Annotated in this window: 27 protein-coding genes; 22 read left to right on the forward strand and 5 right to left on the reverse strand. The window is 39.3% G+C overall.

Annotated features, from left to right (window positions below; genetic code table 11):
* The first annotated feature begins 60 nt into the window (after nucleotides 1-60).
* The 12 genes from KMHG_RS11045 (at nucleotide 61) to KMHG_RS11100 (ending at nucleotide 8535) form a co-directional block, all read left to right on the forward strand.
* The gene (locus KMHG_RS11045) at nucleotides 61-2436 is read left to right on the forward strand and encodes a Na+/H+ antiporter subunit A (RefSeq protein WP_010289528.1); all 2376 of its coding nucleotides are present in this window, start codon (nucleotides 61-63) and stop codon (nucleotides 2434-2436) included.
* Nucleotides 2423-2845 carry a Na(+)/H(+) antiporter subunit B gene (locus KMHG_RS11050; protein WP_010289529.1) on the forward strand — a complete coding sequence of 141 codons (423 nt, stop codon included), beginning with the start codon at nucleotides 2423-2425 and terminating at the stop codon, nucleotides 2843-2845. The genes KMHG_RS11045 and KMHG_RS11050 overlap by 14 nt, the downstream gene beginning before the upstream one ends.
* Nucleotides 2845-3192 (forward strand): Na(+)/H(+) antiporter subunit C, encoded by a 348-nt coding sequence (locus tag KMHG_RS11055; protein WP_010289530.1) that lies wholly within the window; start codon nucleotides 2845-2847, stop codon nucleotides 3190-3192. The genes KMHG_RS11050 and KMHG_RS11055 overlap by 1 nt, the downstream gene beginning before the upstream one ends.
* The gene (locus tag KMHG_RS11060) at nucleotides 3182-4666 is read left to right on the forward strand and encodes a Na+/H+ antiporter subunit D (protein WP_010289532.1); all 1485 of its coding nucleotides are present in this window, start codon (nucleotides 3182-3184) and stop codon (nucleotides 4664-4666) included. The genes KMHG_RS11055 and KMHG_RS11060 overlap by 11 nt, the downstream gene beginning before the upstream one ends.
* Nucleotide 4667: 1 nt before the next feature.
* Nucleotides 4668-5147 carry a Na+/H+ antiporter subunit E gene (locus tag KMHG_RS11065; protein ID WP_010289533.1) on the forward strand — a complete coding sequence of 160 codons (480 nt, stop codon included), beginning with the start codon at nucleotides 4668-4670 and terminating at the stop codon, nucleotides 5145-5147.
* Nucleotides 5144-5422 (forward strand): Na(+)/H(+) antiporter subunit F1, encoded by a 279-nt coding sequence (locus KMHG_RS11070; RefSeq protein WP_010289534.1) that lies wholly within the window; start codon nucleotides 5144-5146, stop codon nucleotides 5420-5422. The genes KMHG_RS11065 and KMHG_RS11070 overlap by 4 nt, the downstream gene beginning before the upstream one ends.
* Nucleotides 5412-5762 (forward strand): monovalent cation/H(+) antiporter subunit G, encoded by a 351-nt coding sequence (mnhG, locus tag KMHG_RS11075; protein ID WP_010289535.1) that lies wholly within the window; start codon nucleotides 5412-5414, stop codon nucleotides 5760-5762. Before KMHG_RS11070 ends, mnhG begins: the two co-directional genes overlap by 11 nt.
* A gap of 12 nt (nucleotides 5763-5774) precedes the next feature.
* Nucleotides 5775-6338: a maltose acetyltransferase domain-containing protein gene (locus KMHG_RS11080; RefSeq protein WP_010289536.1), complete on the forward strand. Its 564-nt coding sequence runs from the start codon at nucleotides 5775-5777 to the stop codon at nucleotides 6336-6338.
* A gap of 69 nt (nucleotides 6339-6407) precedes the next feature.
* Nucleotides 6408-6965 (forward strand): hypothetical protein, encoded by a 558-nt coding sequence (locus KMHG_RS11085; protein ID WP_010289537.1) that lies wholly within the window; start codon nucleotides 6408-6410, stop codon nucleotides 6963-6965.
* Between the two features lie 88 nt (nucleotides 6966-7053).
* A complete protein-coding gene (locus tag KMHG_RS11090; RefSeq protein ID WP_010289538.1) occupies nucleotides 7054-7569 on the forward strand; it encodes a GNAT family N-acetyltransferase in 516 nt (171 codons plus the stop codon).
* A gap of 80 nt (nucleotides 7570-7649) precedes the next feature.
* Nucleotides 7650-8261: an MFS transporter gene (locus KMHG_RS17810; RefSeq protein WP_161601010.1), complete on the forward strand. Its 612-nt coding sequence runs from the start codon at nucleotides 7650-7652 to the stop codon at nucleotides 8259-8261.
* Nucleotides 8262-8304: 43 nt separating this feature from the next.
* On the forward strand, nucleotides 8305-8535 hold the full coding sequence (locus tag KMHG_RS11100; protein ID WP_010289540.1) for a hypothetical protein: 231 nt from the start codon (nucleotides 8305-8307) through the stop codon (nucleotides 8533-8535).
* A 61-nt stretch (nucleotides 8536-8596) separates the two neighbouring features.
* Here KMHG_RS11100 and KMHG_RS11105 read toward each other — a convergent pair whose 3' ends face one another.
* From KMHG_RS11105 to KMHG_RS11120, 4 genes are all read right to left on the reverse strand, one after another.
* Nucleotides 8597-8830: a hypothetical protein gene (locus KMHG_RS11105; protein WP_010289541.1), complete on the reverse strand. Its 234-nt coding sequence runs from the start codon at nucleotides 8828-8830 to the stop codon at nucleotides 8597-8599.
* Nucleotides 8831-8884: 54 nt separating this feature from the next.
* Nucleotides 8885-9421, reverse strand: a complete 537-nt coding sequence (locus KMHG_RS11110; RefSeq protein ID WP_010289542.1) for a GNAT family N-acetyltransferase — start codon at nucleotides 9419-9421, stop codon at nucleotides 8885-8887.
* Nucleotides 9422-9555: 134 nt separating this feature from the next.
* Nucleotides 9556-10980, reverse strand: a complete 1425-nt coding sequence (locus KMHG_RS11115; RefSeq protein WP_010289544.1) for a hypothetical protein — start codon at nucleotides 10978-10980, stop codon at nucleotides 9556-9558.
* Nucleotides 10981-11090: 110 nt separating this feature from the next.
* Nucleotides 11091-11918, reverse strand: coding sequence for a hypothetical protein (locus KMHG_RS11120; RefSeq protein ID WP_010289547.1), 828 nt, complete (start codon nucleotides 11916-11918; stop codon nucleotides 11091-11093).
* Between the two features lie 238 nt (nucleotides 11919-12156).
* On the opposite strand from KMHG_RS11120, the gene KMHG_RS19105 reads away from it, so the two are divergent.
* The 10 genes from KMHG_RS19105 to KMHG_RS11170 all read left to right on the forward strand — a co-directional run bounded on the left by KMHG_RS19105 (nucleotide 12157) and on the right by KMHG_RS11170 (nucleotide 20219).
* A complete protein-coding gene (locus KMHG_RS19105) occupies nucleotides 12157-12333 on the forward strand; it encodes a hypothetical protein (protein WP_154647372.1) in 177 nt (58 codons plus the stop codon).
* 97 nt (nucleotides 12334-12430) lie between these two features.
* Entirely contained in the window at nucleotides 12431-13075 is a 645-nt protein-coding gene (locus KMHG_RS11130; protein ID WP_010289549.1) for an MOSC domain-containing protein, read from the forward strand.
* A 259-nt stretch (nucleotides 13076-13334) separates the two neighbouring features.
* Nucleotides 13335-15035 carry a methyl-accepting chemotaxis protein gene (locus tag KMHG_RS17815; protein WP_010289550.1) on the forward strand — a complete coding sequence of 567 codons (1701 nt, stop codon included), beginning with the start codon at nucleotides 13335-13337 and terminating at the stop codon, nucleotides 15033-15035.
* A 95-nt stretch (nucleotides 15036-15130) separates the two neighbouring features.
* Nucleotides 15131-16540, forward strand: a complete 1410-nt coding sequence (locus tag KMHG_RS11140; protein WP_010289554.1) for a phospholipase D-like domain-containing protein — start codon at nucleotides 15131-15133, stop codon at nucleotides 16538-16540.
* A 59-nt stretch (nucleotides 16541-16599) separates the two neighbouring features.
* On the forward strand, nucleotides 16600-17343 hold the full coding sequence (locus tag KMHG_RS11145) for an EVE domain-containing protein (protein WP_010289557.1): 744 nt from the start codon (nucleotides 16600-16602) through the stop codon (nucleotides 17341-17343).
* Nucleotides 17344-17519: 176 nt separating this feature from the next.
* Nucleotides 17520-17849, forward strand: a complete 330-nt coding sequence (locus tag KMHG_RS11150; RefSeq protein ID WP_010289559.1) for an SH3 domain-containing protein — start codon at nucleotides 17520-17522, stop codon at nucleotides 17847-17849.
* Between the two features lie 129 nt (nucleotides 17850-17978).
* Nucleotides 17979-18242, forward strand: a complete 264-nt coding sequence (locus KMHG_RS11155) for a CPCC family cysteine-rich protein (protein WP_010289560.1) — start codon at nucleotides 17979-17981, stop codon at nucleotides 18240-18242.
* 27 nt (nucleotides 18243-18269) lie between these two features.
* The gene (locus tag KMHG_RS18445) at nucleotides 18270-18494 is read left to right on the forward strand and encodes a hypothetical protein (RefSeq protein ID WP_010289561.1); all 225 of its coding nucleotides are present in this window, start codon (nucleotides 18270-18272) and stop codon (nucleotides 18492-18494) included.
* 56 nt (nucleotides 18495-18550) lie between these two features.
* On the forward strand, nucleotides 18551-18760 hold the full coding sequence (locus KMHG_RS19450; RefSeq protein WP_338035169.1) for a GNAT family N-acetyltransferase: 210 nt from the start codon (nucleotides 18551-18553) through the stop codon (nucleotides 18758-18760).
* A 655-nt stretch (nucleotides 18761-19415) separates the two neighbouring features.
* Nucleotides 19416-20219 carry a Cof-type HAD-IIB family hydrolase gene (locus KMHG_RS11170; RefSeq protein ID WP_010289563.1) on the forward strand — a complete coding sequence of 268 codons (804 nt, stop codon included), beginning with the start codon at nucleotides 19416-19418 and terminating at the stop codon, nucleotides 20217-20219.
* A gap of 16 nt (nucleotides 20220-20235) precedes the next feature.
* Here the strand turns inward: KMHG_RS11170 and KMHG_RS11175 are convergent, their stop codons facing one another.
* Entirely contained in the window at nucleotides 20236-21780 is a 1545-nt protein-coding gene (locus tag KMHG_RS11175; protein ID WP_010289568.1) for a PucR family transcriptional regulator, read from the reverse strand.
* Between the last annotated feature and the right edge of the window lie 67 nt (nucleotides 21781-21847).

A 21847-nucleotide genomic window follows, 5' to 3' on the forward strand; every position in this document is an offset into this window, starting at 1 on the left:
TTTGGCGTTCCTTTTATTTTTTTACATTTTAGGGAAATAACATCAAAAAGGAGGGGTTTTATGCAATTGGCAATTATTTTTTTACCATTGGTGCTAGCGATTTTCATACCGTTCGTCTATAAAAAAGTCGCCATACATACAGGTTGGTTTGTATTAATTGCACCATTCGTACTCACAGCATATTATGTGACGAAAATTGGTGAAGACACGAGCTATGCATCGTGGACATGGGTGAAGCAATTACAATTAACGATTGATTCATCACTAGATGGTTTATCGCTCTTATTCTCACTGTTAATTGCAGGGATTGGGACACTCGTTATTTTTTATTCCATTTTCTATTTGGATAAACAAAAAGAACGTCTCGATTATTTTTACATTTATTTATTAATGTTTATGACCGCGATGCTCGGCGTCGTACAGTCAGATCACGTGATCAGCCTTTATTTATTTTGGGAGTTTACATCTATTTCTTCATTTTTACTCATCGGATATTGGTATACGAATGATAAGGCACGTTTCGGTGCGCTGAAATCATTACTCATTACCGTCTTTGGTGGATTAATGATGTTAGGTGGATTACTATTACTCGTCAATATAACGGGGACATGGTCTATTCAACAAATGATTGCCGAAGCACAAATCGTACACGCAAGTCCTTACGTGACATTGGCGATTATTTTAGTGCTACTCGGTGCATTTACGAAATCTGCACAGTTCCCATTTTATATTTGGTTGCCAGATGCGATGACAGCACCTACACCTGTCAGTGCATACTTACACTCGGCAACGATGGTCAAAGCGGGTATTTATATTGTCGCCCGTTTCACACCGATTTTTGCGTATGCAGATGTATGGGCGTATGCGATTATGTTCGTCGGGGTCATTACGCTTTTATGGGGTTCGTTTTTTGCGACGAAACAAACCGATTTAAAAGGGATATTAGCCTTTTCAACGGTCAGTCAGCTCGGTATGATCATGTCGATGCTCGGCGTGGCAGCGTTCAGTTACCATAGTGGCAATACAGACTTAGTCAAATACGCAAGTTTTGCGGCACTATTCCATTTAATCAATCATGCGACGTTTAAAGGGGCACTCTTTATGACTGCCGGTATTATCGAGCATGAAACAGGGACGCGTGACATTCGAAAACTCGGAGGTCTTATGGCGATTATGCCGATGAGTTTCACGATTGCGTTAATCGGTACGTTATCAATGGCAGGCTTCCCTCCATTTAATGGGTTCTTATCAAAAGAACTATTTTTTACAACTGTACTAAATGTACAATCGTTCTCAGCAAATGATGCAGTGCTACTCGTTCCAATCATTGCATGGCTAGCGAGCGTATTTACGTTCGTATACTGTTTATACTTTGTCGGTGGCGTATTCTTCGGTAAAAAGCCAACGTTCGAACGTAAAGTACATGAAGCGCCAATCGGTATGTTGATTGCACCAGCGATTTTAATTGTCATTGCGTTAGTCGTAACGGTAATGCCAAATAAAATTGCCGGGCTCATCATTAAGCCAGCCGTTTTAGCGATTCAACCACTCGACTTTGAAAACGTAGCTGCGGTTGATAAACATATTTCATTATGGCACGGATTTACGCTTGAACTTTGGATGACGCTAGCAGTCATCATACTCGGTATATTGCTATGGCGCTTTATTCCAACGTGGCGCCGGATTTACGACGTACTCCCACAAAAATGGACGCTTAATCGTCTCTACATGGCGATCCTTCGTTTATTAGATGGCGGTATGACAGCAACTTCGAAAATATATATGAAAGGCTCGATTCGCCAATATTTCATTTACATCTTTATTTCGATGGTATTAATAGTACTCGCTAGTCTATACATGAAAAAAGCATTCGTCATTAGCGATTTGACACTATCTGAAATCCGTCCATTTGCGGCGATTGTCGTAGCAGTACTTATCATTAGTATATGTACGGTGTTAATCGCGCGTACACGATTAACAGCGATTATTGCACTTGGCGCTGTCGGCTATAGTGTCGCACTATTATTCGTATTATTTAACGCACCAGATTTAGCGTTAACACAATTAGCGATTGAAACGGTATCTGTCGCGTTATTTTTACTCGCATTTTACCACTTACCAAAATTAAGTCGTCATGAAGCGCGTTTGCCATTTAAACTCGGTAATTTCATCGTCGCAGCAGCAGTTGGCGTAACTGTGATGTTGATTGCACTTGCGGCTTATGCACAAAAAATGAAAGGTTCTATTAGTGAATACTATAAAGAAACCGTGTATAAAGAAGCGGGCGGCGGTAATATCGTCAATGTTATTTTAGTCGACTACCGTGGCTTTGATACATTGTTTGAAATTACAGTACTCGCGATTGCTGGTATGGCGATTTTCGGCATGATTCACTTACGCAACAAGAAAGGGGGAGACAACGATGAAACTAAATGATGTCATTATGAAATCGATGACGCAAGTTGTCTTTTTCCTCATTTTCTTATTATCGATTCACGTCTTTCTAGCAGGACATTTTGCACCAGGTGGCGGTTTCGTCGGCGGTTTATTAATGTCTTGTGCTATCGTATTGTTACTAGTCACATACGATTTAAAAACGGTTCAAAATTTATTGCCGATTAACTATATGGTATTAACAGCGATTGGCTTAGCACTTGCGCTGTTAACAGCATGCATTTCAATGTTTGCAGGTGAAGCGTTCTTCACACATTATTTTGATCATTACCATATTCCGCTTCTTGGCGATACGGAATTACACACAGCGATGTTATTTGATACAGGTGTTTATTTCGTCGTTGTTGGCGTCACGATGACGATTATTCAATCGATCGGAGGTGAGCGCTAATGGAATTACTGATGATTATTGTTATCGGATTCCTATTTTTCGCAGCAGTCTATTTAATCTTATCGAAAAGTTTACTACGCATTATTATCGGCACAGGTTTACTTAGTCACGGTGCGCATTTACTCATTTTAACGATGGGTGGACTCGGCAGCGACGCGCCACCAGTAATGAAAGACGGCGTAACCAATGCGATGATGGCAGATCCATTGCCACAAGCGCTTATTTTAACAGCCATCGTCATTAGCTTCGGTGTAACAGCACTATTTTTAGTACTGGCATACCGCGCGTATCAAACGCTTAAAACCGATAATATTGATGAAATGAGAGGTGAAGAACATGATCAATAGTCCACTATTGCCAATTATTATCCCGTTCGCATTTGCGATCATTCTCATGTTCGCACCGAGAAGTATTTATTTCCAACGGATCGTCGCTATCATTGGTGGCGTCGTAACGACGGGCGTCAGCATATGGCTCTTACAACTCGTGAAAACAGACGGCATTCAAGTCGTGACATTCGGTAGTTGGCCTGTACCGTACGGCATTTCCATGGTATCCGATACGGTATCTGCGCTATTCGTCGTAACGGCATCTATTGTGACACTATTTGTTTTACTATATAGCGTATCGACAATCGGTACAGACCGCGAACGCTACTTCTATTACCCAGGTGTGTTATTACTCCTTGTCGGGGTAAATGGCGCATTTACGACAGGTGATATTTTCAACTTATTCGTATTTTTCGAAGTGTTGTTAATGGCTTCATATTTATTAAGCGTATTAGGCAGTACGAAAATTCAATTCCGAGAGTCGATTAAATACATTTTAGTCAACGTCGTCTCTTCTGCATTATTCGTCATTACGATTGCGATGCTGTATGCAGTGATCGGCTCGCTAAACATGGCAGATATTGCGCAAAAAGTACAAGAAGTCGAACAACCAGGCATTTTAACGGTCATCGCAGTAATGTTTTTAGTCGTATTCGGTTTAAAAGCAGCGATTTTCCCGATGTTCTTCTGGTTACCAAGTGCTTATAGCGCACCGCCAATTCCAGTACTAGCATTATTTGGAGCACTTTTAACGAAAGTCGGCGTTTATGCGATTATTCGTACATATACGTTGTTATTCACAGGCGACGTCGCATTTACTGGCCAATTATTACTTTACGTCAGCGTAGCAACGATTGTTGTCGGCTGTATTGGCGCACTTGCAACGTGGGACGTTAAACGTATTATGCTGTACAACATCATTATTGCAGTCGGCGTCATTTTATATGGCTTCGCGGTGATGAATGATGATGCTGTGACAGGTGCGATGTTTTACGTGATTCACGATATGTTGATCAAAGCGGCCTTGTTCTTCCTTGTCGGCATGATTATTTATGTTACAGGTGAAACGAACTTAAAGAACATGGGTGGCTTATTGAAAACATATCCGAGCCTAGCGTGGTTATATTTCGTAGCAGCACTAAGTTTAGCAGGTATTCCACCGTTTAGCGGTTTCATCGGTAAAATGTTGCTCGTTAAAGGTGGTTTAGAAGGCGATTATACCGCTTCAAGCATTTGGATTTTAGTATCAAGTTTATTCGTTTTCTTATCAGTGCTTCGCATTTTCATTTATGCATTTTGGGGCACACCAAAAACGTTGCCAACGATTTCACGTAGCACGTATTGGCAACAATGGCTACCAGCCGCATTACTCGTATTATTGACAGTGATATACGGTGTTGGGGCAGAATGGTTCACACCTTATATGACGCTCGCAAAAGACGTCATTTTACAACCACAACTATACATTGATGCTGTCATGAAGGAGGGGTAATATGGCCGTACAAATATTATTAAATGTCGTACTCGCAGTCAGTTGGATGCTTTTATCTAACAACTTAAGTGCACAAGGCTTTGTTATCGGTTATTTACTCGGCCTTGTCATGTTATATGTGATGCGTCATATGTTTAAAAGTCGCTTTTATTTATGGCGCATTTGGGCAGTGATAAAACTGTTCGGCTTATTTTTAAGCGAATTATGGAAAGCAAATATTGACGTTGTCAAACATGCATTAAAGCCAAAAATTGATATGCAACCAGCGTTCTTTGCATATCCAACGACGTTAACAGCAGATTGGGAAATTACATTGCTATCTAACTTAATTACGTTAACACCTGGTACAGTCGTCGTGCATGTCGCGGACGATAGCCAAACGTTATACGTCCATGCGTTAGACATTACCGATGTCGATGAAGCGATTGAAAGTATCCAGCAATCATTTGAACGCGCAATTTTGGAGGTGACAAGATCATGAAAATGCTTTTAATCGTATGTATGATCATCATCGCAGGCGCTATGTTTGGTTTTATTTACCGTTTAATTAAAGGACCATCTACACCAGACCGTGTCATCGCTTTAGATGCCATCGGGGTTGCACTTATCGCCCTTGTCGGTATGTTATCGGTATTTGTTAATACGAGCTTTTATGTAGATATTGTGCTCTTACTAGCAATCTTGTCATTTATCGGTACGCTTTCTTTCGCGAAGTTTTTAGAGAAAGGGAAGGTGATCGACCGTGGTGACGAATAGTATAATCGCAATTGCATTCATTCTAGGCACGTTTTTCATCGTTATGGCAGCGATTGGTGTCGTACGATTCCCAGATGCTTATACGCGTGCGCACGCTTCTTCTAAAAGCGCCACGCTCGGTATTTTATTTATTTTAATCGGCGTGTTCATTCATTTTTGGCACGTTGATGGTGAACCGAATATGCGTATTTTACTCGGTATTATTTTCATTTTCTTAACAGGTCCCATTGGTGGGCATATGTTAACGCGCGCTGCTTACTTTTCAGGTGTCAAACCGACGAGTCGTACAGTGCGTGATGATTTAGCAGAAGAATATGAACGCAAAAAAAGGGAATCATGAGCTTGAGGTGATTTGATGACGGAAAAAGAGAAAATGCTGGCCGGAGAACTGTACGATGAATCAGATGCACTCCTTACACGAGAGCGCGTTAACGCGAGGAGACTTTGTCGATTGTTTAACACGACGGTCGAGACAGAAGGCTATAAGCGAAAGGGTTTATTAAAAGAGCTGTTCGGTTCGACAGGAGAAAACATTCATATCGAACAAAATTTCCGCTGTGACTACGGTTACAACATTCACGTCGGCGAAAACTTTTACGCCAACTTTTCATGTGTGATGCTCGATACGTGCGATATCCGCATTGGCGCCAATTGCTTTTTAGCACCTGGTGTCCATATTTATACCGCTACCTACCCTATTGACCCAGCAATGCGTAATCAAGGGGTGAAGTTCGGCAAGCCTGTAACAATCGGTGATAACGTATGGATTGGTGGGCGGGCGATTATTAATCCAGGCGTTACGATTGGTAACAATGTTGTCGTAGCGGCAGGTGCTGTCGTCACGAAAGACATTCCAGACAATATCGTTGTCGGTGGTACCCCGGCTGTATTTATTAAACATGTAAACCCTGAGTAAAACTCAGGGTTTTCTTACATTCAAATAAATGGTAAAATATGTTTTTTGAGGAAGTAAGGGGAAAAGATAATGAAAAGCATTAAAATGGCATTATTAGCGAGTACATTAATTTTAGGAATGGGCATATCTGCTGAGGCTGTTTCTGCACCTGCAACGACGACGCATACTACTGATAACACGCAAACTTTTCAACAAGGAAAACTACCGAATGTACCGTTAAAAGTTGGGGCGACGTTCAAACAATTAGAAGCTTTAGAGCCAACAGCGAAAAAATATATTGTTGCACGTAGATATTATGAACAACAATATTTCTATGAATTTGGTGGGAAAAAGCAATCTATTCAATCTACGGATCGCATACGTATCATTGCACAACCTGATACGAATATAACACCGGCACAATTAACAAAAGCATTAGGGCAACCTGTTGTGAAAGGAACAGTACTTAAGCGTCCAGTTGGCAATATTCACAATCGTATTTATCGCGCGGGTAATTATTACGTGCTACTCGGGGCGATGGAATCAGCAGAAGAAAAGCGCATTTACTACACGCTATATATAGGGAAGAAATCAGCTATTCAACAAGCTGCGAAAACAAATTATTTTTGGAATGTGACTTTAAAATAATTAAAAGGGATAAAAAATTAAATATAGATGCTTCTTTACGTTTTGCATTGCTATGTAAAAGGTACTACAATGTTAAGGGGTGATTTACATGCAAGTAAGAAAAGCACAACTACAAGATGCACCTAATATTGCAAAGGTCGACGTTGATACATGGCGTACGACATACGGGGATTTTATGTCGGGGCAATATTTAGCGAGCTTATCATATGAAAAACGTACGGAGCTCTGGGAGAAAAACCTTCAAGATCCGAAGCAACATATTTTCGTACTCGTCAATGAAGACGATGATATTAAAGGTTTTGCGGCTTGTAATGCACGCGAAAACGATCCACAATTTGGAGATTTAACAAGCATTTACATAGTAAAAGACGAACAGAAAAGGGGCTATGGTCGTCTTTTATTACGAGCTGTATTTGAAATATTTGATGAAATAGGTTGCGAGAAAGCATTTGTAGAAGTACTCGCTGAAAATACAGCACGTAATTTATATGAATATTACGGCGCAAACATTGTAGAAATTGATACAGTTGTATATGGCATGCAAGAATTAGAGTTTTTCATTTATAAATGGGACTCTGTGAAAAATATGCTAGCGAAATTATAAAGAGCTTGGGTTTGCGCCCAAGCTCTTTTTCACACCTTACCGCGAACATATGTTCTTTTGGCGGTGCTCGTCGAATAGACGTGTTGTTATCAGTTTCTTCATCATGGTGGCAAGAATGGCGTAGCTACCGTCTCATTGTAACGGATAGACCATTTATGCTTTATATCATTGCAGGTGTTTTATCATTCGCTACAATTATGCAACTCGACATTTGGTTAGCACGGTATATCGTTTATGACGTCCCCACACAATGGGGCATGACAAGTACGCAAATATTCGGTGTTTTACTCGGACTAAACGGTTTAATGTTCATCACACTCGTCATACCTGTCACGAAATGGTTGAAGCAATGGTCAGATATTTCCGTATTTCAGTTGTCCTGTATATTGTTAGCGCTAAGCTTAGCATTGTTTGGAGTGACAACACATATCGCATTGCTTTTCATATTAACGATGATTTTTACACTTGGGGAAATCGTACGCGCGCCGGTGATGAATCACTTCATTAGCCGGTACGCACCGCCAGAAGCGCGAGGTAAATATATGGGCGCTTCGAATATTCAATTTACAATTGGGCGTATGATTGCACCATTTGTCTTATGGATAGATGAACCAATTGTTGCAAGTATGGCGTTAAGTGCTATGGCCATATGTAGTATGTTTTTATACAAAAAGGTGTTTCGTGCTATATAAAAAGCGGGAAAAGAGCTTCAAAAAGGGGTAAGGGGTTGGAAAGATGGAAACATTACGCTTAACGAAAGTAATTATTGTATTAATTGTCTTGATATTTTCCGCGTTAATGCTCGTCAATCAATCGTATCAATTAATGCCGCTTCAAATTACAACAGTGATTGCGCTTTGTGCGGTATTAGCGTATGAAGAATGGCGATTTAAGCACAATGCGACGAATGCGCTCACGATTTTAACAGGCGTCGTATTAATGGCCGCATTTGTCGCATTTTCTTAACTGAGGGTATCCTCAGTTTTTTTGATGTGATACGAAAAAACACGAGCATCATCGCCCGTGTTTAAAAACGTAAATGTTGTTTTGCTTGATTACGTGCTTCACGCTTTATAATATTACGCCAGCTTTTTATGTAAATCGGTAAAAAAATGATTGAAAATACGATGACAAAACCAATCGTCACAAGTAGATTACCGTCTGTTGCTGATAAACGATATATATAAATCGCTGCAAACACGAAAACATAAGCGACGATAATCCAGAGCCAAAATAGTGCTCTTGTGGTCATTTTCCGCACGCGTCACCCCTCCAGTCTTTTTCATTTTACCATATGCTAGAAAGGACGTGTACGCTATTTTGTCGCTTCCCATTCTTCACGTAGCAACCCCATTCGAATAGAATCATAATAAACTCCTTCGTAATAACGCACTTTACGAATACGCGCTTCCATCGTCATGCCGAGCTTTTGTCCAACACGAATCATACGTTGATTGCCCGACCATGTCGTATAGCCAGCGCGTACGAGTGGCATCGTCGCAAATAAATGGTCAATCCATAATTTGAGCGCAATCGTGCCAATTCCTTTACCCCAATTTTGAGCTTCATTTAAGCAAATGCCCATTTCAAGCCATTTAGATGGTTCATGTTCCCAATAATAGCTCACTGTACCCGCAAGCTCACCATCAACGATAATCGCATAACGATCTTCTACGTTGACCCATTGATCTTTTTTTAATAAAAATTGTTCATAGCTAATCGGGTGATGTGGAAAATACGGTGCATCCCATTTTTTCCACTCTGGATTTTCATCTTTATATATGAGCGCCCATAGACGAGGTAAGTCTTCCTCGGTAATTGGACGGATTGAAACTTGTTTTTCTATGTACATCTTATTTCCTCTTTTCTCAAACGTATGCATTACTTGTTACTTAAATTGTACTATATTATGAATTTTCAGTAAATATAGAAAATATATATCGACAAAATAAAAAGAAGCAGCGCCGTGGCTACTTCCTTTAAAAACTATCTTTTTAAAAATTGTACAATTTCTTCTGCCAGTGCTTTGGCATTTTTTTGTGTATCCATTTGCAAGCATTTATGTTTCAATTGATGCGCTTTTAAATAATCAAATGCGCGATTATATAAGCTGTGACTTGAGTGGCTACTTGAAAATACGACGACATCGTAGTTTTTCAATTTCTTTTGATCAAAACTAATTTCTTTCGGTCCAATCGTCAACAACGGCCCTGGCCAATCTTGTTTTAACTGCGCATGGTATTGTGGGTGCCCGCCGATGACCGCTACTTTTAGTCCTTTCATTTCATCTAAAGCAGATACAATCGGTGCGACTGGTTTCAATTGAAGCTCTGAAACGAGACGCGCCACGTTATGCTGCAACTGTTCAACGAGCGCGGTTGCTGTATCAGAAATCGCTGGTGCGTCTAATAAGCTTTCAAATTCAGCTTGTTCTTCTTTTAGTTTGTAAATGTCTTGCTGTAACGACGCATTTTCCGCTTGTAGGGACTTAATCGTCGTCTCCATGGCAGTGTTACGTTTTCGCTCGACATCTAACTGTTCTTTTAATTGGGCAATTTCTTTTTCTAGTTTCGCTGTAGAAGCGGGTTTTTTTACGATTTTTTTCGTAATGACCTTTTGTGTCGGGGCTTGTTCAGTCGGTGTCCCTGCTAATAACGCCTCTGAAAATTGTTTCAGTTGATTAACAGCGATCATCAGCGCAATATTGTCTGTCGTTGCGCATTCTAATTGCGACTCACTAAGTAAAATATCTGGCACATCACGCACATAAATACCTTGTGCAGCCAATTCACGAATGACGTCGTCTGTTAATAACTCCGCTGGTACAGGTTCTGTAAACGTTGTGTGATCAATTGGCATCGTCCGTTCATCTAACACATCTTTTACACATTCATTTTGTTGTGCAACTGCTAATGCTAAATCTTTTCGTTCTTTCAAATCATTTTTTAATACGTAACGACGCATTTGTGTAATACCGTATGTGAAGCTAAAAATGAGACGATATGTGTCACGTGTTTCATCGTCTAACGGTTCATTGATAAATTGAAAAAATGCTTCTTCATCGTCTAAACGATTTGATTTCTTTTCAATGGATTTGATTAATGACTTATATGTAGAGTGTTGAAGTAGTGTAAATAATATAAACGCAAAATCTTTTAGTGCTGTTTCTTCCTGGCGTTCAAGCATCGTCGCGAGTAGGGAATAGAGCTTTCGAAATGCAATATATGGTTGACCGTAAGAAATATGGTCGTGTTGATACAGCAAAGCCGCCATCTCATGATCCGCTTCGCGTAATGCTTTTTGTTTCAAACATTGTTCGTCAATAGATTGTGCAGCGCTCGGCGTCGTACATACTAAATATGTGCCTTGTCGAATGAGCGCGCACCAATTTTTATGTGCAAATCCGTCCATGTTCATCACCTTCTAAAATAAAATAAAAAAAGAGCCGCCGAGTAAACTCGAGCGGCCAAATGAGAAGAATATGAAAAGTACAGTATTACTATAACCGCTTTTATAAAAGGTTAAACCTCATCTTTTTCATGCTCATCATTTTTTGTCGCTAATAATTGTTGGATACGTTCGTTATACGTCGTATGTAAACGATTGATTTCTTGCTGATGCTCGCGACTCATCGCTACAAGCTCGTTATTTTTCTCTGCAGCTACTTGCATACGGACTAGTTCAATATCTTTCGCATGCGTCGCTTCAATAGCTTCTAACTGATGCTCAAGGTCATGATTCGCTTGATACACTTTTTGTAGTTCTTGTTGCAATGCTTTTTGTTCTTTCTTAAAGTCTGCGATATCATGCGTATGCTCTTGCTTTAATAACGCCATATCGTTGCGCAATCCTTTTAAATTTGAAACTTCTGCTTCCAGCTGTGCAATTTTTTCTGTATACGTTTGAATCAATGCTTGTTTATCGCCCATCGTTCCCGCAAGTTCTTTATTTTTCGCTTCTAACTCGTCGATTGTCGCATTCAATTCATCATATTGTGTACTAATAGAGGCAACGGCTGATTCTTTTTCTTGTACTTGCTTTTGTAAATCCGCAATCGTGCGGTCTTTTTGTTTCACAAGTTCAGTTGAATCTTCAATTGCTTGTGCACGTAAATAACCTGCGCGCTCCATCATATTTGCTACTAATGTATAAATACGTTGTGTATGATGTTCTAATTCATTTAAATCGCTCGTAAATTCTGTCGCACGATCTTTCATTTGCTGTACTTGATAGAGTGCAACTGCTTTTTCTAACCATTCCTTTGCAGAATAGCCACTCTCCTCAATAATTTTCTTCGTTTTCTCATGCATCTCTTCGGTGATTTTAAAGCCCATCGTTTTGTCTGCCATGATCAACACTCCTTCGTTAACTGGGGATTTATGTACGGGTTAACACGTCATACGGTTGTTAACATTATTTTAACATAAAAGGAGACAGGGAGGCGCTCTCATTGAGGAAGAAGCATTGTTATTTCACTAATCTTACATCTATATGACAAAGTGTAAGAAATATCACATTCGTATAACATATGCCATTCTAACGTACGTCCGTATGAAAGTGGGGTATAGAAAATATGGAGGTGATTTTGTGGGGAAGAAAGTAAAAGTAATTTCAGGCAATAATATTGGGGAATTTGAAAGACAATTAGAAAGCACACTAGAATCATTTGAGGGAGAATATACGATTCAATTTTCAACGGTCGTAAATCCTGACGACTTTTCTGGTAAAGTATTTTACTCAGCATTAGTCATCGCAGAAGATTAATATAAACGAATATCAGCAGCTACCGTTATCACAAAGGTAGCTGCTTTTTTCAATTCTTATGTTACAATCATCTACAAATACATAGGGGGTATGGAACATGGCAACAATTCAGTACTTTTCAGTCGGAAAGCCGAAACAAATGACATACGGTGAAGGAAAGTCGATGGAAACGGGCATTTGTAAAGAAGCCGTTACAGAAGCTTTTTTATCGAAGGATGGATTTACAGGGGATGGCATTGCAGATACGAAACATCATGGCGGCCCTGATCGTGCGGTGTGCATTTATCCATTTGAACATTATGCGCAATGGGAAATAGAGTTTGGCAAGACTTTACCACCAGCTGCATTTGGTGAAAATTTAACCGTGAGTGGCATGTTAGAAAAAGAAGTCGCAATTGGTGATATTTATCGCGTAGGTGAAGCTGTCATTCAAATTACACAAGGACGCATTCCATGTAATACGATTGACCGTCGCGTTGGGATTTCGACGATGATGAAGCGAATGGTGGAAACAGGATTTACAGGTTACTTATGCCGCGTATTAGAAGAGGGCAACGTTCGTAGTGATTCACCGATTACCCTTGTTGAAAAACATCAAGACAATGTGACGGTATTATTCGGCAACAATACGTATTTTCATGATGCAAAAAATGTCGCAGCGATGGAAAAAATTATACATGTAGATGCGCTAGCCGCAAATTGGTACGAACGCTTCGATAAACGCCTTCAAAAATTACGTTAACATTATTAGACATCATAGCCTAGGCAATATTGGAAAATAACTGCATAGTCTATTTCATTGTACATAATTAAATGATATCAAATATAAATCTATTTACTTATATAACATGTATAATAAATGGTTCTTTTGATATGTACGTCTTTATGCACATAATCTCTTTAATATGGACAATTTTAACTTTTTTAAGCATTCATTGAAGATTTTTATGCTCGATTAAATATACAATTTTAGTAATAATCATTAAAGGAGCATCTTCATCATGAAAAGTTTAAAAATGAAAACATTGCTGATGTTTTTAAGTTTGACGCTTATTTTCATCGCTGTTATTGGTTACTCACTTTATTCATTAAAGTCGACAACCAACTCGTACACTGATTTAATGTCGCGCCAAGCTTCATTGCGTGATAGCGTCCAAACCGTAGCTACGAAAGCTTCTAATGAATCACTTGCTACACGAAGCTTACTACTGTCTAACGACAAAGCAAATATTGATAGTTTCAACACAGCGCACGATGAAATTGATGATATTTTAACGAAAGCACGTGCTAATATGACGATTAAAAAAAATATCGCCATTGTCGATGAACTGTTATCTTTAAATACACAATTTGATGAGAAATTCCAACAGCTCGTAAAAATGCAACAAAACGGCGCAAAGAATGCCGAAATGCAACAGTTTTGGAAAAATGAATTACACCCAGTCGGTGAAAAAATGTTGAAAGAAACGCAAGACTTTGCCGATGGTACGGCCAATACGTTAAAAGAAAAAAGTAATGAAAATGCGAAAGCAGCACAAACTTCTTTCACATTACTCGTTATTTTAATGGTCATCACAATTATTATTAGCGTCGCAATCGCCATCTTCTTCGCGCGATTCTTAACACGCCCTATCGAAAAATTATCACAAGCGACAAAAGAAGTCGCTGCTGGTAACTTAGCCGTAAAAGAAGTATTCATTGATTCAAAAGATGAATTAGCAGAGCTTGCACATAGCTTTAACACGATGATTCACCAACTACAAAAACTCGTTGGGAATGTATCACAAAGCAGTACGTTCGTTGCGGCATCTGCGCAACAATTACTCGCAAGTACTGAACAATCTTCAAAAGCGACGCAACATATTACGTCATCTATCCAAGAAGTCGCTTCAGGCTCACGCTTACAAGAAGAACATATTACGAACAATCAACAAACGCTGGAAGAAATTTCAACAGGCGTTGAACGTGTTGCACATGCTACAAATGAAGTATCATCATTATCTGATGAAGCGTTAAAAATGACAGAGCGCGGTCAAATTTCCATCGATCACGTCGTCGAACAAATGCAACAAATCAATCATTCAACAACTGATTCAGCTTCACGCATTCGCTTGTTAAATGAGCGCTCATCTGAAATTGCAAATATCGTCAACGTCATTACCGAAATTTCAGATCAAACGAATTTACTAGCGTTAAACGCTGCGATTGAAGCGGCACGCGCTGGTGAACATGGGAAAGGTTTCGCTGTCGTTGCTGATGAAGTACGCAAACTTGCTGAGCAATCTAAACAATCTGCTGACGACATCGCCGCATTGATTCAAGAAATCCAACAAGAAACACAACACGCAGTAACGTCTATGGATCAAGGAACGAAAGATGTCGCTGCCGGTATTGAAGCAGTATCTGTTGTCGGTGATGGTTTCACACGTATTAACGAAGCGATTCAACATATTACGAATGAAATTACCGATATTACAAATTTCGCAGAAGAAATGGCTCATTCTTCCAACCAAATCGTAGATGCGATGGAAAAAATTTCACGCTTATCAAAAAATGCTTCTGACTACTCAGAAAATGTGGCCGTTACATCTGAAAAACAGTTATCAACGATGGAAGAAATTAATAGTGCTTCTGAAGATTTAGCGAAACGTGCAGAAAAACTATTAGCAGACATTCAATATTTCAAATTAGAAAACGCATAGCAACATGTTTCGAATGGTGTCGTCTTAAAGGCGATACCATTTTTTTGCACTTTTAATGTTATAATATTCAAAAAAAGGTTTAAGGAGGATTTTGGTTGAAAAAATGGATAAAATTAATTATATGTGCACTAATCTTGCTGCCATTATTCATGTGGAATTGGCATACACAAAAAAGCTTGCCTACAGATTTATCAATGGCTGGACCATTGCACCAAACAGATGACGTCACATTCGTTTCTGACATTACGTATGAAAAAAATGGCAAACAACAGCACGACCATGCGTTATTCCAACAAGCATTAACACTTATTAAAGAGGCAGAAGAAGTGCTCGTCGTTGATTTATTTTTATATAATGACGACTATAATCACCAAAAAGCAACTTATGATGATCGCGCAGCACAATTAACAAATGCGCTCATTCAAAAGAAAAAACAACGACCAAATATGCCGATCCATGTGATTACTGATCCGATCAATACAACGTATGGCGCCAATGATTCACGCTTTTTAGATGCATTGACCGCAGCCGATATCGACGTTGTCATTACGAACTTAAAACCGCTTCGTGATTCCAATCCATTTTATTCGAGTTTATGGCGCTCTTACTTACAATGGTGGCCAATTTCACAAAATAGCTTTTTACCGAACGCCTTCAATCCAGACGGTGGCAAAATGTCTGTCGGTGCTTATTTAAACTTAATTAACTTTAAAGCGAATCATCGCAAAATTGTGTTGAATGAAAAGGAAGCGCTCATTATGTCAGCTAATGTATCACACGATGGTAGTAGCCTTCATTCTAACATCGGCTTTGTTGTCAGCGGTGGCGTGCTACAAGATATTTATACGTCAGAAAATGCAGTAATGCAAATGAGTGGGAAATCGTTGCCGAAACATCTATTTGATGACGCATCAAAAGGCGAGATTGGTGTGAAAGTCATTACCGAAGGCCAAATTCAACAAGCGATGTTAAAGACGATTAAGCAAGCACGAAAAGGGGATACGCTACAAATTGGCGTATTTTACATTGCGGAGCGCGAGTTGATTCATGCGCTAAAAGATGCTGCAGCACGTGATGTCGACATTCAAATGATACTCGATGCGAACCGCGATGCATTTGGCATTAAGAAAAATGGTGTGCCAAACCGACCTGTCGCGCATGAATTATCAAAGGAGCCAAATATAACGATTCGTTGGTATGACACGCATGGTGAACAATTCCATAGTAAGTTCCTCATGCTTCAACAATCCGACCAAACGACGATCATTGGCGGCTCTGCGAACTTCACACGACGAAATATTGAAGATTATAACTTAGAAACAAACGTATATATACAAGCACCACGCACAGCGGCCATTTCTACACAGATGGAAAATTATTTTAATCGCTTATGGACGAACGAAGATGGCACATACACTGTCGATTACGACCAATTTGCCGATGATTCTATGTGGAAAACAGTTCTGTACCGCGTGCAAGAATTTACAGGCTTATCAACGTTTTAATATGTGTTTGAAAGATACCTAGCGTTTTAGGTGTCTTTTTTAATGTTTATAATGAACACATGACGTGGTCTGTACGCCAAAAATATTTGGCAGATCAAATGCAAGTTGGTGATACCGTCTTTATTTGGCGTTTAGATGGTGGCAAAAAAGGCACTGGTGGTATGATTGCTAAAAGTAAAGTGACGAAAGTGCCTTATAATGCAGTAACGCAATTAAATCACGCGGAACATTGGAAAGAAGATATGGCTATTGCAGATTACCCATCTATTGACCTTCAAGTGCTCGAAGTAGATTTAATACCTCGCCTGACAAGAGAAAAACTTCGTAGCGTCGCATCATTAGAACAACTTCTTATTTTACGTATGAGTCAACATACAAACTATTTGATTGCGCCAGCGCATGCAGAAGTCATTGAAAAATTATGGCACGGGCCTTCTGCTGAAGATGATTTACAAGCGATGGAAATCGAAGGAGGTCGCTTAGAAGGAAAATTACAAACGTATTATGGTCAACGTTATGAGCGTGATGCTGTAAATCGTCAACGTGCGATTGATATACATGGAACAACTTGTACAGTTTGTGGATTTGATTTTGAAAAAGTGTACGGTGCACGTGGTCCAAACTATATTGAAGTGCATCATATCAAGCCATTACATCAAAAGAAAGAAACTATCGTTAATCCCGCAACCGACCTCGTCCCGTTATGTGCGAATTATCATCGCATGATTCACCGGGACCCACATAATGTTTTAACACCAGACGAGTTGAAGCAATTGTTGCAAGACATGAAAGAAACAGATTAAACGAAGAAATCCGTTCCGAGTGATGACTTGGAACGGATTTTTGAGTTGTTTCGTTATCATTTTTTGAATATAAAACTTGAAAAAAATATGAATCACACATAATTAACGTGAATGATATAAATCTATTATTCCTTATTATTCCAAAAATTGTTAATGTGAAAGAGGGAGGGATTTATATGAAAAAAATATTATTAGCAGCAGCGATTGCCATTGGTGGAAGTACAGTTTTCGCTTCATTACCCGAGCAAAAAATGGAAGCAAGTGCAAAAGCGATTACAGTTAGGGTGTATCTTGATAATGTAAATAGTTACGTAAATGTAAGAAGTGGCCCTAGTCAAAAGAATCGTATAGTAGGTAGATTAAAAGATGGCACATTTTTAACGGCCAAAAAAAGTGTGTATAACAAAAAAGAAAAACGCTACTATTCGTTAGTAACTTATAAAGGCAAAAAAGCTTATATATCTAATAACTGCCTATTACCTGTAGGGCCAGGTGCAGCAGGATAATCTAAATTAAACTTAAAGAACCGCTACTCTAATAATACGGAGTAGCGGTTTTTGTAATGTATCAATATAGACAAACGCTCAAAGTATGTTAAAATTTTCTAATAATACTTTTAAAAGGAGCCTCCACAAATGAAATATACTTGCCCATGTTGTGGCTATCAAACATTAGACGAAGAACCACCTGGAACCTTTGATATATGTAGCATTTGTTATTGGGAAGACGATCTTATTCAATTCGAAGACCCTACATATGACGGCGGTGCAAATACACCTTCGTTAAAGCAAGCGCAACAAAATTTCTTAAAATTTGGGGCGTGTGACGAATATTGTAAAGCATTTACACGAAAACCGCTTCAAACCGACCGTAGAGATCCTAATTGGAAACCTTTATAATCTGCTCATAGCGAAAAGAGTTATTACGTGTCACGTATGAATGAATATCATCAACCAATTGGGGAAGCCGTAAACAATTGGACAAAACGAAAATTTCCAGGCGATATGTACGCTGGTGGGACATATACAACAATCACAAAGCTAACGGCTGACCATATTCCAGCACTTTGTAAAGCATTTGCGCAAACAGAAGCGCGTCATTGGACATATTTATCAGAAGTCTATTCAACAGATGAGGAAACACTGGCATAGATGCTTCATTAAAAAATAACGAGCACGTCATATGTTATGTCGTGTTGAACCAACAAATGAACGAACCGATAGGCATTTTCTCGTTGATGAGAATTGATCAAGATAATGATGTCATTTTTTCTACCGCCTTACAGGGCACGCGTATGTCAACAGAGGCGCATCAATTATTAGCGTCTTATGTATTTGATGAATTGCAATATCGACGTTATGAGTGGAAATGTGATGCTCTTAATGCACATCGTCCATCAAAGCAGCAAAACGTTTAGGATTTACATATGAAGGGACTTTGAGAAAAGCAGTCATTTACAAAAATCGTTTAAGAAATACGTGCTGGTTTTCCATGTTGCAAGAAGAATGATTGCATAAACAAGCGATGACAAAATGGTTAGACAAAGATAATTTTGACGAGCACGTTCAACAAATTCGAAAATTAGAAGCGGTTAGAAAAAATTGGAGATGCGATGACATTTAAATATTTAGAAAGCGGTGTACAAGTTGAACAAGATTCGATTCAAAAAAAGTTATATGTACGTAATCATCATTGTAATCATCGGATTAACCTATGCATTTTGGAAAGATGGTTTTAAAGGATTTTTAGAACTGTTCCTATACATGTTCGTTGGAATTATTGTGATTTTTGCAGTTGAAAAATTAACGACTAAAAAGTAAATATTATAAGGAGAAAACGTGCATAAACATATCCAAAATACGTTCGATAAATGGTTTGATATCGAAAAATATGGCGTGTGACCATTAGAAGAACAGTTGAGAAAAATGCGCTTAAGCGACCGCTCCTCACGTTTATAGTCAAAACTTATTTGTATACCTCTCCTTATTTAGCGCGTTTTGCTCGTATCTACAGTAGATGATGCTACAATAGAAAAAGACAATTACTTACTTCAACGACGAGAGGAACATCTGATGAAACAACCGAAAATTATCTTTTTTGACATAGATGGAACGTTAACGAGTAGCATCACAGGCGACATTCCACAAAGTGCGATTGATGCAATTGCACAATTGAAAGCACAAGGTATTCATATCATCGCTGCAACAGGGCGTCCTTATTCTATGTGTGGCGCGCTGAAAGATCTTGGCTTTGACACATTTATTACGGCAAATGGGGCATACGTTTGTCAATATGACAACGTACTCTATAGCGCAAATGTAGACACCGCATTCCAACAACAAGTAATGACACTAGCTGAAACAAATGGACATGCGATGACATTTTATTGTGAGGATTTCTTTTACAACGGTCTTGATACACCGCAACTTGCCTATGCATTACACGATGCTTTCATGTTAGATGCGACACCGAAGCAACTTCCTTCGCCGATGTATCCGACAAACTTAATGTGTTTAATTGCGACAGAAGATCAAATGACACCGTATATCGATGCCTTTCCAGATGTGACATTTCAACGTTGGCACGAAACAATCGTTACGGTGCTGACAGAGCCCGTATCGAAATCACGCGCGATTGCTGAAGTGCTCAAGGCGTATCATTGCACACCTGAAGAAGCGATGGCTTTTGGAGATGGTTACAATGATATAGACATGTTGGCGTACGTAGGCTTTGGCGTCGCAATGGGCAATGCACCTGACGTTGTGAAGGCACACGCCGAATATGTGACAGTGCCTGCACACGACGGCGGTATTATGCATGCGCTTCAACATCTAGGCGTTATAACATCAAACTTATCATTCATCGACGGACAGTGATCATCACTGTCTTTTTTTATGTCGTTTGCGGCAACGTTTTACGAATGCGAAGCGCTAATCGCAACTGCATCGTCACTTCTGGGTCTTTTAAATCTTTTTGTAACAACGTACTACATTTATTTAAACGATATAAAACAGTATTACGGTGTACGTACAGTTGTTTCGCCGTATCAGAAATTTGGCAATGTGTTTCTAAATACGTATGCAATGTATCTAGTAAAATTTCTTGTTCCTCTTTATTTAAATGTTGGAACGGTTGGAATGTCATTTGTGCATAGCGGATTAAATCGTTATTCGGAATCATTTCAAAAAGTTCGACAATCGTTTTACGTTTATGGAAACGAACGGTATGTGGTGCGCCTGCCACAGCAGTCGTTTTCGCTTCCTCATACGCACGTTTTACTTCATACATCGTTGGCGCAGGGTTGCTGACGCCAAATTGATAAGCAAGACCAAAGAAACGCTTTAATTGTTGACTCATCGCTAGTAACATTTCTTTTAAAAATGCGGTCGTATCAACAGTTACTTCTTTGACGGCATAAAGTAAGAAGATATGATGGTCTTCCATAAATACTTGCATCGGTAAACGTTGATCTTCGACGAAGCGCGTCAGCATTTGTTGCAACTGATATGGTTTTACGTGAACGTTGAATGATGATGGCGCGTAGCCATACATACAAATAAAGCCACTTTCCATTTGCCATGTTGCTGTTTGAGAAGGTAGTGGTTGATCGCGTTGAATGCGGGGTAAATGTTGCCATTCATTGTTGTGGAGTGTGTAGCGTTGTTGTTCAAGTAATTCGTGTTGTAAAAGCGCAAAGCCAAACACTTGAAGCGCTTGGTGGATAATAAATTGATGCGAAGCTGACATCGGTAAAGGTAACGACTCGACAATGAGGCGATACGGTGCGTCATGCTTCGTCGGAATATGAAATGATGTGTAATGTGTTTTCGTATCAACGACTGAGAACGATGTCTCTGGCATATGCGGTATTAGCACTGTCGCTAACGGTTCGTTCGTATACGCTGGATTAAATGGTTTTAAATACGGTGTAAATAAATGAAGCGGCAACCCTAGGACGCGCTCCAACTCACGCCCAAGACGTGGCAATTGATGTCCCTTCATCAATAAATCCATTAAACGACGTTGTACTTCCATTGCTTCATTCAATAAAATCGTTTCACTTTTTAAAATATGTTCAGTAATCACGTAGTTCATCTCACCGAGAGAAAGTGTCTCTGGAAAAACGAGAAGTGGTACGTCCCATTCATTTGCAGCTGCAATGACAGCAGGTGGAATTTCTGTTAAAAATCGATTTAGTTTAATACCAATACCCGCGCCCCCAATTCGTGCCATTGCTTCAATTAAATCGATGAAAAAATCGTCATTATGTTGTAAATGATAAGCCGTTGTAATGATTAACTCTTGTGGTAATAAACATGGAATAATGTTCGGCGTATCCATCATCGTAACGGTTTTAATTGCCTTCGTGTGCGCTGTCCCCGCTACGAGTTCAATCGGTGCTAATGCTTCAATATTAATGAGTTGGTGAATATTCATTTTGTGCCCTCCCGCTCAGTTCTTTGGGAATAAATTAACATATATTAGCATTTACTTCTAACATATT

This window comes from Kurthia massiliensis (genome assembly GCF_000285555.1).
Lineage (GTDB): Bacteria > Bacillota > Bacilli > Bacillales_A > Planococcaceae > Kurthia > Kurthia massiliensis.